This window comes from Saccharomonospora iraqiensis subsp. paurometabolica YIM 90007, from assembly GCF_000231035.2.
GTDB classification, from domain to species: Bacteria; Actinomycetota; Actinomycetes; order Mycobacteriales; family Pseudonocardiaceae; genus Saccharomonospora; species Saccharomonospora paurometabolica.
The window spans coordinates 107,743-119,524 of record NZ_KI912238.1 but is presented as its reverse complement, the minus strand read 5'-3'; the positions used below and the strand labels follow the sequence as shown (position 1 = coordinate 119,524).

17 protein-coding genes are annotated in these 11,782 nt (G+C 73.6%); 7 read left to right on the top strand and 10 right to left on the bottom strand.

The features are described 5' to 3' along the window. The first annotated feature begins 151 nt into the window (after positions 1–151). From SACPADRAFT_RS0212750 to SACPADRAFT_RS0212730, 5 genes are read left to right on the top strand one after another with little or no spacing between them, the layout of a single operon-like run. Complete coding sequence (locus SACPADRAFT_RS0212750; RefSeq protein ID WP_007024880.1) at positions 152–568, top strand: phage holin family protein; 417 nt, start codon at positions 152–154, stop codon at positions 566–568. Next, complete coding sequence (locus SACPADRAFT_RS30565) at positions 565–942, top strand: DUF3618 domain-containing protein (protein ID WP_007024879.1); 378 nt, start codon at positions 565–567, stop codon at positions 940–942. Before SACPADRAFT_RS0212750 ends, SACPADRAFT_RS30565 begins: the two co-directional genes overlap by 4 nt. Then, complete coding sequence (locus tag SACPADRAFT_RS0212740) at positions 939–1,202, top strand: DUF4235 domain-containing protein (protein WP_007024878.1); 264 nt, start codon at positions 939–941, stop codon at positions 1,200–1,202. Before SACPADRAFT_RS30565 ends, SACPADRAFT_RS0212740 begins: the two co-directional genes overlap by 4 nt. Positions 1,203–1,206: 4 nt before the next feature. Continuing rightward, positions 1,207–1,860 carry a methyltransferase gene (locus tag SACPADRAFT_RS0212735; protein WP_007024877.1) on the top strand — a complete coding sequence of 218 codons (654 nt, stop codon included), beginning with the start codon at positions 1,207–1,209 and terminating at the stop codon, positions 1,858–1,860. Then, entirely contained in the window at positions 1,832–2,062 is a 231-nt protein-coding gene (locus SACPADRAFT_RS0212730) for a CDGSH iron-sulfur domain-containing protein (RefSeq protein WP_028662432.1), read from the top strand. The genes SACPADRAFT_RS0212735 and SACPADRAFT_RS0212730 overlap by 29 nt, the downstream gene beginning before the upstream one ends. A 104-nt stretch (positions 2,063–2,166) precedes the next feature. On the opposite strand, the gene SACPADRAFT_RS0212725 is transcribed toward SACPADRAFT_RS0212730, so the two are convergent. Then, complete coding sequence (locus SACPADRAFT_RS0212725; protein ID WP_007024875.1) at positions 2,167–3,156, bottom strand: iron-containing redox enzyme family protein; 990 nt, start codon at positions 3,154–3,156, stop codon at positions 2,167–2,169. A 170-nt stretch (positions 3,157–3,326) separates the two neighbouring features. Next, positions 3,327–3,884, bottom strand: coding sequence for a hypothetical protein (locus SACPADRAFT_RS0212720; RefSeq protein ID WP_007024874.1), 558 nt, complete (start codon positions 3,882–3,884; stop codon positions 3,327–3,329). A gap of 264 nt (positions 3,885–4,148) precedes the next feature. Here SACPADRAFT_RS0212720 and SACPADRAFT_RS0212715 point away from each other — a divergent pair, with 264 nt between their 5' ends. Beyond that, a complete protein-coding gene (locus SACPADRAFT_RS0212715) occupies positions 4,149–4,466 on the top strand; it encodes a DUF2795 domain-containing protein (protein ID WP_007024873.1) in 318 nt (105 codons plus the stop codon). Between the two features lie 104 nt (positions 4,467–4,570). On the opposite strand, the gene SACPADRAFT_RS0212710 is transcribed toward SACPADRAFT_RS0212715, so the two are convergent. Next, on the bottom strand, positions 4,571–4,882 hold the full coding sequence (locus SACPADRAFT_RS0212710) for a hypothetical protein (protein ID WP_007024872.1): 312 nt from the start codon (positions 4,880–4,882) through the stop codon (positions 4,571–4,573). Between the two features lie 98 nt (positions 4,883–4,980). On the opposite strand from SACPADRAFT_RS0212710, the gene SACPADRAFT_RS0212705 reads away from it, so the two are divergent. Next, positions 4,981–6,183 carry a site-2 protease family protein gene (locus SACPADRAFT_RS0212705; RefSeq protein ID WP_007024871.1) on the top strand — a complete coding sequence of 401 codons (1,203 nt, stop codon included), beginning with the start codon at positions 4,981–4,983 and terminating at the stop codon, positions 6,181–6,183. 51 nt (positions 6,184–6,234) lie between these two features. Here SACPADRAFT_RS0212705 and SACPADRAFT_RS0212700 read toward each other — a convergent pair whose 3' ends face one another. The 7 genes from SACPADRAFT_RS0212700 to SACPADRAFT_RS30560 all read right to left on the bottom strand — a co-directional run. Beyond that, positions 6,235–7,314 carry an NAD-dependent epimerase/dehydratase family protein gene (locus SACPADRAFT_RS0212700; protein WP_007024870.1) on the bottom strand — a complete coding sequence of 360 codons (1,080 nt, stop codon included), beginning with the start codon at positions 7,312–7,314 and terminating at the stop codon, positions 6,235–6,237. Between the two features lie 5 nt (positions 7,315–7,319). After that, positions 7,320–7,802 (bottom strand): SRPBCC family protein, encoded by a 483-nt coding sequence (locus SACPADRAFT_RS0212695; protein WP_007024869.1) that lies wholly within the window; start codon positions 7,800–7,802, stop codon positions 7,320–7,322. Between the two features lie 60 nt (positions 7,803–7,862). Then, positions 7,863–8,684, bottom strand: a complete 822-nt coding sequence (locus SACPADRAFT_RS0212690) for an SAM-dependent methyltransferase (RefSeq protein WP_007024868.1) — start codon at positions 8,682–8,684, stop codon at positions 7,863–7,865. A gap of 85 nt (positions 8,685–8,769) precedes the next feature. Next, positions 8,770–9,249, bottom strand: coding sequence for a nucleoside deaminase (locus SACPADRAFT_RS0212685; RefSeq protein WP_007024867.1), 480 nt, complete (start codon positions 9,247–9,249; stop codon positions 8,770–8,772). Between the two features lie 121 nt (positions 9,250–9,370). Beyond that, positions 9,371–10,336, bottom strand: coding sequence for a phosphotriesterase family protein (locus SACPADRAFT_RS0212680; protein WP_007024866.1), 966 nt, complete (start codon positions 10,334–10,336; stop codon positions 9,371–9,373). A gap of 161 nt (positions 10,337–10,497) precedes the next feature. Further along, the gene (locus SACPADRAFT_RS0212675; protein ID WP_007024865.1) at positions 10,498–11,526 is read right to left on the bottom strand and encodes a LacI family DNA-binding transcriptional regulator; all 1,029 of its coding nucleotides are present in this window, start codon (positions 11,524–11,526) and stop codon (positions 10,498–10,500) included. Beyond that, positions 11,519–11,782: DUF3459 domain-containing protein (locus SACPADRAFT_RS30560; protein ID WP_007024864.1), on the bottom strand; the 264-nt coding region annotated here is incomplete at its 5' end. The genes SACPADRAFT_RS0212675 and SACPADRAFT_RS30560, both read right to left, overlap by 8 nt.

The window sequence follows — 11,782 nt, the reverse complement described above, 5'->3', positions numbered from 1 at the left end:
GCCCACCGCCGCGCCGTCCGCCGCCGCGCCCGTCCCGCCGCCGCGACCGGGGCGGTCCGGGTTTGTGCCGGGATCTCCCGGGGCACACCGCCTACACGTGGGTCGCCACAGGCGCGAATCTGCCGCGGACGCGCGACGAATGGAGGAGCCCGTGGTCTACGAGGAACAGCGTGACGCCGTGGTGGGGGAACGCTCGGTCGCGCAGCTGGTGAACGATCTGTCCGAACAGACGTCGAGGCTCGTCCGCGACGAACTGATGATCGCCCTGGCCGAGGTGAAGGCCAAGGGCAAACGGGTCGGCCTGGGCGCGGGACTGGCCGGGGCGGGCGGCCTGTTCGCCCTCTTCGGGCTCGCCGTCCTCGTGGTGGCCGCCGTCCTGGCGCTCGCGCTCGTGCTGCCCGCGTGGGCCGCCGCGTTGATCGTGGGCGGCGCGCTGCTGCTGTTCGCCGGTCTGCTCGCCCTGGTGGGCAAGAACCAGGTCCAGAAGGCGTCCCCACCCGTGCCGCAGGAGGCGGTGGCCAGTGTGCGGGCCGACATCGACAGCGTGAGGGAGCGGATGCGCCGATGAGCACACCGAGCACACCCCGCAGGCCCGACGCGGCGGAGACCGCGGGAGCCACACCGGTCCCGCGGTCCGGTTCGGACACACCGGCCACCGCGGGGCCGTCGACCGGGCCCGACGGGCACGGACGGGCGGACGAGTTCCCCCGGACGCTGGACGAGGCCCGCACCGACATCGAGTTGACCCGGCAGGAACTCGGCGACACGGCCCGCGAACTGGCGCACCGGCTCAACGTGGGCGACCGCGCCCGGCACGAGTTCCACACCCGCTCCGAGGTGCTGCTGCGGCTGATGCGGGCCAATCCGGCGTTCGTGTCCGCGGCGGGCGCCGCGGTCGTCCTGTTCCTCGGCGGCCTCGTCACCTGGCGGCTGCGGCGATGAAAACGCTCTACCGGCCGTTGAGTCTCGTGGTGAGTGTCGCGGGCGGGATGCTGTCCAGCGCGGTGTTCAAGCGGATCTGGCGACGGGTCGCCGGCGACTCGAAGGCGCCGCGTGCCACCGACCGCCACTTCAAGGCGTGGCAGGTGGTGGCGGCCGCCGCGGCCCAGGGGGCGATCGTGGGCGCGGTCCGCGCGGCGGTCGACCGCGCGGGCGCGGCGGGATACGAGAAGGCGACCGGTGCCTGGCCGGGTGACGAGTAGGCCCGTGTTCCTCCTGCGTCCCCCGGGTGTCTACCGCCCGCAGGACGACACGGATCTGCTCGTCGAGGCCCTCGCCGCGCTCCCGCTCGCCCCGGGTTCGCGGGTGTTGGACGTCGGGACCGGGACCGGTGCCCTCGCCGTCACCGCGGCCCGGATCGGGGCCGGCGAGGTCACCGCCTTGGACGTGTCCCGGCGGGCGCTGTCCGCGGCCTGGCTGAACGCCCGGCTGCGGCGGGTCCCCGTCCGGGTGCGCCGGGGCGAGGCACCGGCGGCGGCCTCCCGGGGTCCGTTCGAGCTGATCGTGGCCAACCCGCCGTACGTCCCCTGGCCGGGTGCGGGGCGGCGGGTCACCCGGTGGGACGCGGGCGAGGACGGGCGGGCGGTGCTCGACCCGTTGTGCGAGACCGTGCCGGAGCTGCTGGCGTGGCACGGGTCGTTCCTGCTCGTGCAGTCCGGGTTGTCCGGGGTCGACGCCACGCTCGCCGCGCTGCGCGGCAGACGGCTGGTGACGACGGTGCCGGTGCGCCGGTGGGTGCCGTTCGGCCCGGTACTGCGCCGCCGGCGCGAGTACCTGGAACGACGTGGCCTCGTGCGGCGGGACCAGCGTGAGGAGGAACTGGTGGTGATCCGTGCCGACCGGCGCGAACGACCGGAGTGAGGCACGGCCGGCTGCCACCGGGCGCGAACGACGGCGGGTCACGGTCGTGCCCGGCGGTCCCGTGCTCGTGGAAGGCCCGGTCGAACTCCGGCTCGCGGACGGCAGCACCGTGGTCTCCGACCGCTTCCAGGTCGCCGTCTGCGCCTGCCGCCGCAGCCGGACCTGGCCCTTCTGCGACACCAGCCACCGCCGCCGCCGCTGACCCCGCGAGTCGCCACTCCAGCCCCGCGAGTCGCCACTCCAGCCCGGCGAGTCGACGCCCCAGTCCCGCGGAGTCGCCGCGGTGTCCGTGAGCCGTCGGTGGCCTCACGTTCCCGGGGCGGCGCCGAGGGGCTCACGCAGCGAGCTCGCGCCGGCGTCCCACCGGCCGAGCACGTGCTCCGCGAGGTGGGTCTCGGTCAACTCGGTCGCGCGGATGCCGAAGAGCACGTCGGCGGCGAGCCCGGGCTCGTGGTCGAGGAGGTCGCCGATCACCTCGTGGCGCATCACCTGTTCGTGGACCGCGTCGGCCTCGATGTGCTCGGTGAAGAAGAGCCGACAGGCCTCCGGAGCCCCGTACCGGTCCAACGCGGTCACCATCCGGCGTGCGCCCGGTGCGGTACTGATCTCGGCCGCGGCGAAGTGGCCCACGAGCGCGCCCCGCAGCCCACGGTGCAGACCGAACAGGGACATGAGGTTGACGGTCGCGAACGACGGGGCGGGCACGTGCCCGGCGTAGTGCAGATACCCCGCCCGAAGGCCCGCGGCCTCCAGCAGGTCGGCGTAGAGCCGCGAGTGCATCCGCTCGTACCGCCCGCCGCCGAACTCGTCGAACTCGACGGCGACCAGCGCCGCCTTGGCCTGCCCGCGCAACCGCGGGATGACCCAGGCGTGCGGGTCGGCCTCCTTGAGGTGGTAGATCGAGCGGTGCACCAGGTACTCCCGCAGCTGCCACCACGCGCCGTCGTCCGCCAGCCGGTGGGTCAGGCCCGTGCCGTGCACGGGTTCGACCAGCAGCTCGTCCAGTGCGGCGTCGACCGCCTCCCGCCCCTGTCCGCCGGGGATCTCCGCGCGCAGTCCGTCCAGGAAACGCCGCTCCAGCCGACCGCGGGAGCGCAGTAGCTCAGGATCCCACTCCCACGCCGGATCCACCCCGGTGAAGCCCCGGTAGTGCAGCTCGTAGCAGACCTGGAGGGCGAGGTGCAGGTCGTCACCGAACGGGTCGGTGTCGTCGGCGTGCCGCGCGGTCGTGTTCCCGAGAGAACGGGCGGCGGCGTCCCGGTCGCCGGGTCGGTGCCGCAGCGCGGTCGTCACCATCTCGGACACCGGACCACGCGGACCCGGCAACGGAGGCACCGACCGCGCCGCGTCGGTCGGGGGGTGGCCGACCGTCGTGGGGCCGGCGGGATTCGCGATGCTCACACCGTCGCATTACCCGGTGCGGGGGGTCGGGACACGGGACACCGGGGTCCGGCCGCGGATCCCGGTCAACAGAACAGCAGGCAGCCGTCGTCCTCGTCGTCCCCACCGTCGTCGCCCCCGCCGTCGTCCCCGCCACCGTCGTCCCCGGTGTCCGGTGGGGGGTCCGTCGGTTCGGGCGGCTCCTCGGGGGGCTCCGTGGTCGGTGGTGGATCGTCCCGGGTCGGGGTCGGCGACGCCTCGTCCGCCCCGTCGTCGCGGGGATCGGGGTCGCTCCCCCCGTCGTCCGGTCCGCCGCCGCCCCGACCCGGGGCACCACCGGAGTCCCGGGTCTTCTCCGGTTCGCCGGTCCCGGTGTCGTCGGCCCCACCGTCCGTCGGGACGAGGTAGGTGTGTCCCGCTCCGCCGTCGGGGACCGCCGGGACGGTGGGGGAGGGGTCGGCGTCCCGGGTACCGATCCGTGGCTCGGCGCCGCCCGGGAGCATGCCGACGGTCACCGCACTGATGCCGCAGCCGACGACGACGGCACCCATGACCGCCAGCACCCGCATGCGGGAGCCGGGTTCCGGCGGAACCCGGTCGTTCCCGCCGTCATCGGAGAACCGCGTCGACACGTCGTCACCCACCGGACAAGTCTCTCGGGCCGGGAACGGCCCGGTCCGCCTCACCGTATGTCATTACCGTGTGAAGCTCTCGGCAGGCATTGTGCCGGAGACCGCGCCGCCGCAGGTGACATGTCGCGAAATCGTGTCACGCCGTCACCCCCGGTACACGGGTGGTCACGCGACGGCGATCGCGGCGGTGCGACTCGGTGGCGGTGCGTCCGGTGCGCCACGGCGCCGTTTCGACGTCCCCCTCGCGGGGTAGTTGCCGCCCGGAGGTGGAACACCATGGCGACATCCGTCGAGAAGCTGCGGGAGGCCCTGTCCGGGGCCGATTTCCCCGCCGACCGGGACGAGCTGGTCCGGCAGGCCGAGCGGTCCGAAGCGGACTCCGAGACGATCCGCGCGCTGCGGGCGATCCCGCCGACCGACTACGCCAACCTCACCGAGGTGGAACGGTCGGTGTCGTTCGAGCAGCCACAACCGGCGGGCGAGGAGGCACGTCGCAGGCACAGCCGACACGACAAGGCGGGTGTGGCCGAGAGCGAACAGGAGACACCCACCCACCCGATCGTCGAGGAGCTGGGCGAGAACCGGGGGTCGTGACGGGATCGACAGAGCGGACCGGCTCCGCCCCGGTCGGGCGGAGCCGGTCCGTGGAGCCGGCACGGGACCGGGTCCGGGCGGGGAAGTTCGTCTCCGGCCGGCGATCAGGGTGAGGTCGTCCCCGGGCTGGTTCCGGTCGTCGACCGCCGCTGCTGTGGCGGCACGAGCACGTCGCCCCGGCCGGTGGGCGCGTCCGGGGTGGTTTCGGGGACCGCGTCCCGGCGCAGTGTCTCGTGTCGCAGCGTCTCCCGGACACCGTCCTGCTGCAGCTCGGCGTTGGCCTCCCGCTGCTGCTCGATCGCCTCGATCAGCTCGTGGGTACTCATGTGTGCCACGAAGGAGATGCCCACCCGGTGCGCCTCGCTGGTCAACTCTCCCATCGTCATCGTGAAAAGATCCGTACGTTCGCCGGCCATAGTGTCCTCCGCGTCTGCGTGTACTCCGATCGGGTAGCCAGCGGTGCGCAGCGTTAACCCACCAGGTGGAATGACATGGATCGCACGGGAGGCGGTACATGAAGGCGACGATCCGGCTCGGCACGATCGCGGGGATCCGCGTGGGTGTGCACTGGAGTGTGCTGGGCATCCTGATCATCCTGGTGGTGGCGCTGGGGGTGGCGCGCTGGCCGTTGCTCGTGCCGGGCTATCCCACGGCCGCCTACGTGGCCGCGGCCGTCGTGGCCGCGCTGCTGTTCCTCGGATCCCTGCTGGCGCACGAGCTCTCGCACGCCGTGGTGGCACGCCGCAACGACGTCGAGGTCGACGACATCACGCTGTGGCTGCTGGGCGGTGTGGCGAAGCTGCGCAGCGAGGCGCGCACCCCGCGGGCGGACCTGCGGATCGCCGCGGCCGGACCGCTGATGAGCCTGCTGGTCGCCGCGCTGTTCGGACTGCTCGCCGTGCTGTTGGTGACCGTGGACGCCGGGGTGCTGATCGTCGGGATCGCCGCGTATCTCGCGGCGATCAACGTGGTGCTCGCGGTGTTCAACCTGATCCCGGCCGCGCCCCTGGACGGGGGGCGGATCCTGCGGGCCGCGCTGTGGGCGTGGAAGGGGGACCGGGCCCGCGCCGCGATCTGGAGTGCCCGCGCCGGACGCGGTTTCGGCTTCGCGCTGACGCTGCTCGGCGCGTGGCGCCTGCTGTTCACCGGCTCGGGTGACGGCCTCTGGTGGATCCTGATCGGTCTGTTCATCGTCACGGTGGCGCGGGCGGAGGAGCAGCAGGCCGCGCTCGGCGCCACCCTGGGGGAGGTGCGGGTCGGTGAGGTGATGTCGGCCGACCCCGACACGGCCGACGGCGGGCTCACCGTGCAGGACTTCCTGCACGGTGTCGCGCTGGTCCGCAGGCACTCGGCCTTCCCGTTGGTGGATGCCGAGGGCGGTCTCGAGGGGCTGGTGACGCTGAACCGGCTGCGGTCGGTCCCGGCCGGGGCGCGGACGGAGACCACCCTGCGCGCCATCGCCTGTCCGCCCGCCGAGATCCCGACCTCGCACCCGGACGAACCGCTGACCGAGCTGCTCACCCGGATGCAGGGCTGCGCGGACGGTCGTGCCCTGGTCTACGACGGGGAGAGACTCGTGGGCATCGTGACCCCCACCGACGTGAGCCACGCCGTGACCCTGCGCGGCCTGGGGGTGGACACCGCCCCGCAGGACCGCCCGGGCGGCGGGGCCGGAGGAACCGACCCCGACGGACCGCCACCGTCCCGACGGGTGTGACCCGGCCCCGCCGACGGGCAGGTGGCGGGGAAGGACTCCGGCGGATAGCTGCTAGGGCCGCCCGCCCACGCCGGTGGCGGCCTCACCGGGCCGTCCGCCCGGCACCTCCGGGGTCAGGGGCGGGGTCGCCGCACCCGCCCGGTCCCGCAGCCCGGTGAGGAACTCGCCCAGTGCCCCGGCCGAGGTGTACCGCGGCGCCCACCCCAGCTCCGAGCGTGCCCGGGAGGTGTCCATCACCGGGATCCGCAGCACGGTGTCGAACAGTTCGGCCGAGGCGGGCACCGCCCGCATCCGCCACGCGGTGCTCACCGCGCCGCGCGCCAGCCGGGCGGGCACCGCCACGGTGCGGGCGTCCAGCAGTTCGCCCAGCAGGCGGGGATCCACCGGGGGATCGGCGGCGAGGTTGAACGCCCCCCGCACCGGGGACAGGGCCGCCAGCCGCACGGCCTCGCCGACATCGGCCGCGTGCACCGCCTGGAACCGCAGCCCCGGGATGTCCGGCACCACGGGGATCACCCCCGGCCGCACCAGCGAGGTCGGCAGGAACGGGCCGACGAACAGGCGACGCTGCTGCTGTGCCGAGGCGCGCTGGAACACGAAACCGGGCCGCACCCGCACCACCCGGGTCTCGGGGTGGTCCCGTTCGAGAACGTCCAGCACCCGTTCCAGGTACGCCTTCTCCCGCGGGTAGGCGGCCCCGGGCCAACCGTGGGTGGGCCAGTCCTCGCCGACCGGGTGGTCCTTCGGGCCGGGGGAGTAGGCCGCCACCGACGACGAGTACACGAGGGTGGGCACTCCGCACCGGACGACGGACCCGAACACCCGCATCGCCCCGAGCACGTTCGTCCGCCAGGTGGTGACCGGGTCCCGCGTGGGCTGGAACAGCCAGGCCAGGTGCACGACCACGTGCGCGCCGTCGAGGACCGCGTCGACGTCGGCGTCGGTCGCCGCGGCCAGGTCGAGCGTGGAGATCCGCAGCTCGGGCCGGGACCACCGGGGATACCGCCGGGCGACCCCGACGACCGACTCCACCCGGGGGTCGGCGGCGAGGGCGTCCACCACGCTCGTCCCGAGGTTGCCGGTGGCCCCGACGACGACCACACGGACGGTGCCGGAAGGCGTCTCCGCCATCGGACTCACCCGCCGGTCTGCTCGCGCACGAGCGCGGCGAGGCGGTCGAGGGCCTGTTCCACGCGCCGGTCGGTCTCCTCGCTCTCCTCCCCACCGAGGTCGGGTTCCTGGCCTCCGCGGAAGCTCAGGTGCAGGGTGGCCACGCTGCCCGGGGTGCCGGTGCCGCCCGCGCTGTCCGCCCCCTCCACACTCGCCGTGTCGGTCACCTCGGCGGTGCCGTCGTCCGGGTCGACCTGCAGCCAGCCGTCGTAGTCCGCGTCGGTGCCGCCCCACTCCATCCGGCGTCGCTCGCGGTCGACCTCGACGTAGCCGAAGGCGTCGTGGACCTCACTGCCCTCGGAGACCCACGCGTGCAGGGCGCCGTGGCCCGCGGACTCGATCTCGACCCCCTCCGGGGCCCAGTCGTTCAGCGTGGGCTCCCCGGAGGCGATGTCGAACACGACCCCGGGATCGGCGGGGATCACACGCGTGTGCTCGAACTCGGTCATGGCCCCGGCGTACCCGCACGGGAGGGGGATACACCGGGCCGCGTTCCGCGAGCGGCCGGTTCACCCTGTCTTCCGGGCCACGCCGGCCACGGCCCGGGTCTTCGTGACGTCCCCGTGGTACGGGGTGTCGGGACGCCAGTCGGGCAGCCACACCAACCCGGGGTCGACGAGTTCCAGGCCGCCGAAGAACTCCGCGATCTCCGCCCGGCCCCGCATCGCGCCGCCCGCGTTGACCGAGGTCTGGCGGTTGTAGTTGTCGCCGATACGCCCGAAGCTGTCCCGGGCCCGGTCGTCGTCGGTCTCCAGGCACGCGTGGGACAGCGCGAGCAGGCTCCCCGGGGGGAGTTGCTCCCGGTAGTACGCCATCGGCCGTCCGGGGTCGTCCTCGGCGGGCATCAGGTGCAGCAGTGCGACGGTGAGCAGGCAGATCGGTTCGGCCGGGTCGATGCCCTCGCCGAGGATCCGCTCCCACAGTTCCGCCCCGTCGAAGAAATCCCCGGCCAGCGCGCGGTGCCGGTCCGGGTCGGCGGTGTCCTCCAGCAGGATCTGCGAATGTGCGTGGGCGACGGGTTCGTTGTCCACGTACACCACGCGGGACTCTCCGGGGGCCTGTTCGTCCGCGATCTCGTGCACGTTGCCCTGGGTGGGGAGGCCGCTGCCCAGGTCGACGAACTGCCGGACGCCCTGTGCCACGGCGAACCGCACGGCACGCCGCAGGAAGGCGCGGTTCTCGCGCACGGCGTCGGCGATCTCGGGGGCCAGCGCGAGCTGTTTCTCGGCGAACTCCCGGTCGATGGCGTAGTTGTTCGTGCCGCCCAGCCAGTAGTCGTAGATCCGGCCGGAACTGGGGCGGTCGAGGTCGAGAGACGGTTTGTCGGTCACGCCGTGACCCTAGCGGAGCCGAGCGGTCACGGAAACGGCCCGAGCCGGGCGAGGCGCCCGTCGCCCCCGCCCGTCCGGGACGGTGTCAGTCGCCGCGGTGGTAGCGGACGTGCAATCGGCGGACCCGGTCGACGAGCGCCTCGACCGGTCCCTCGACGACCACCCCGGGGGCCACCTCGGACACGGGCAGGGAGCGCACCGGCGCGGGCGGGACACCCAGTTCGGTCAGCCACCCGGACAACTGCGCGGACGAGGCCACGTAGACGATCCGGCCGAGCCCGACCCAGGCGTGCGCGGCCGCACACATCGGACAGTGCTCCCCGGAGGTGTACACCGTGGCCCCGGCCCGTTCCCGGGGCGTGAGCAGGGAGGTCGACAGCCGGGCCAGCTCGAACTCGGGGTGCCGCGTGTGGTCCCCACCGGCCACCCGGTTGCGGTCCTCGCCCCGCACGACCCCGTCGGCGTCCACGAGCACGGACCCGAACGGCTCGTCCCCGGCGTCCAGCGCCTCCTGAGCCAACTCCACACACCGCCGCAGATGGGCAAGTTCCCTCTCGTCCACCACACCCCGATCCTCCCACCCACCCCGCGAGTCGCCACCCCACGCCCGCGAGTCGCCACTCCATGCCCGCGAGTCGCCACTCCATGCCCGCGAGTCGACGTGCTGCGCGTCCCGACGCGCCGCGTCACCCGGGGGGCGAGAAGTACCGCCGGGGATTGTCCACCAGCATGGTCGTCAACGCCTCGTCGCTGACGCCCGCCTCGCGCAGCGCGGGCAGGACGTCGTCGTGGATGTGGGTGTAATGCCACTTCGGCGCGAGCTGCTCCCGCGCACCGGGTGGGAACCAGTCGATGTGGCAGGAGGCGTCGTGGGCCAGCACCATCCGGTCGGCGAGCCCCTCCTCCACGAGTGCCGCCACCGTGGCGACCCGCTGGTCGGTCGGCAGCAGCGGGTCGAGACCGAACCGGTCCATCCCGAGCAGCGACCCGTTGTCCACCAGTTCCCGCAGGTAGTCGAGGTCGGTGGTGTCCCCGCTGTGCCCCAGGACGACGCGACCGAGGTCGACGCCCTCGCGGGCGAGGATGTCCTGAGCCACGAGCCCGGTGCGGTGCACGGCGCTGGTGTGCACGGTGATCGGGGCGCCGGTGCGCTTGTGCGCCTCGGCCACCGCGACGAGGACCCGCTCCACGCCGGGGGTGAGTTCCTCCTCGATCGCGCACTTGAGGAACGCCGCCCGGATCCCGGTGCCCGCGATGCCCTCGGTGAGGTCGCGGACGAACAGCTCGACCATCGGCTCGGGTCCGCCGAGCAGGGTGCCCGGCCCGTGCATCCGGAAGGCGAAGGGCACGCTGTCGTAGGTGTAGAGACCGGTCGCGGGGATGATGTTCAGGTCGACCTCGGCGTTGACCCGGGCGACGCGCTCGATGTCCCGGCCCAGCCCCAGCACCGTCGGGTCGACGAGGGTGTCGACCCCGCGTGCGGTGAGGGCCTTCAGCCGCGCGACCGCGTCGGCGACCCGTTCGTCCTCGTCCCACAGGTGCGGGTAGTTGCGCCGGAGCTCCTCGTCGAGCACGAACACGTGCTCGTGCATGAGTACCGTGCCGAGTTCCTCGACCGGTACCGCTCCCCGGACCGTCTGCACCTGCGCCATCGGCGACCTCTCCCTCGAAGCCACGGGCGGGCGACACTAGCGGGCACGGGGCCACCCGATCAAGAAGCGGGTCGCCACCGTGCCCGCGAGTCGCCGTTCCGTGCCCGCGAGTCGCCACCCGGAGTCCGCGAGTCGACGTCCGGTGCCCGCGGGTCGACGGTTCAGGACGCCGACGCGCCGCGCGCCCCCGTCGAGCCGCGCACGATCAGGTCCGGTTGGAACAGATACTCACCGGTGGGCACGTCGACCCCGGAGATCTCGTCGAGCAGGGTGCGCACCGCCGCCGTCGTCATGGTCGAGACCTGCTGCTGCACGGTGGTCAACGGCGGGTCGGTGAACGCGATCAGCGGCGAGTCATCGTAGCCGACCACCGAGAAGTCCCCGGGCACGGACAGCCCCTGCCTGCGGGCGGCGCGGATCGCCCCGAGGGCCATCAGGTCGCTGCCGCAGACCACGGCGGTGCACTCCCGCTCCAGCAGGTGCCGGGCGGCCGAGTGCCCGCCCTCGACGGAGAACAACGAGTGCACCACCAGCTCCCCGGCCTCGTCACCGAGGACGGGTTCCATCAGCAGCCGGAACCGCTCGGCCTTGCGCTGGGCCGGAACGAACCGCTGCGGGCCGACGGCCAGCCCGATGCGGTCGTGCCCCAGTTCCCGCAGGTGGGTCAGCGCGAGTTCCACCGCGGCGGCGTCGTCGTCGGAGAAGAACGGTGCCCGCACGCCCGGTGCGTACCCGTTGACGAACACCACCGGCACCCCGGCGTCGATCAGCCGAGTGTAGCGGTCGTGCCGGGCGGTGGTGTCGGCGTGCAGGCCCGACACGAACACGATGCCGGACACGCCGCGGTCGGTCAGGGCCTCGACGAACTCGTCCTCGGTCGCCCCGCCCGGGCTCTGCGTGCACAGCACCGAGGTGTAGCCGCGCATGGTGAGGGTGCGGTCGATGACCTGGGCGAACGCCGGGAAGATCGGGTTGTCCAGCTCGGGGATGATCAGCCCGATCAGGCCGGCGCTGCGCCGTCGTGCCGGACGTTCGTAGCCGAGCTGGTCCATCGCGGTCAGCACGGCCTGCCGAGTGCCCGCCGCCACCCCCTGTTTGCCGTTGAGCACCCGGCTCACGGTGGCCTCGCTGACGCCCGCCTGCGCGGCGACGTCGGCGAGGCGCACACCGTCGAGTGTCCGGTCAGCCATGCGTGTCTCCGCTCCACCACACCGCACTGTTCGGGGGCAGCGTCACGACCCCGTCCCCATTCTCCCGACCGGCCGTGTCCGGGTCACCACCGTCCCCGACCCCGCCCGGGTGGCTGGCCAGCAGCGGCTCGCCCGGCCGGGGCAGGGTGACCGGTGCGTCCCCGAAGTTGACCGTGCAGACGAACCCGTCGCCGCGGGCGAAGGCGAGCACCTGCGCCCGCGCGTCGCACCCGGTGGCGTCCCGGGCGGCCGGGTC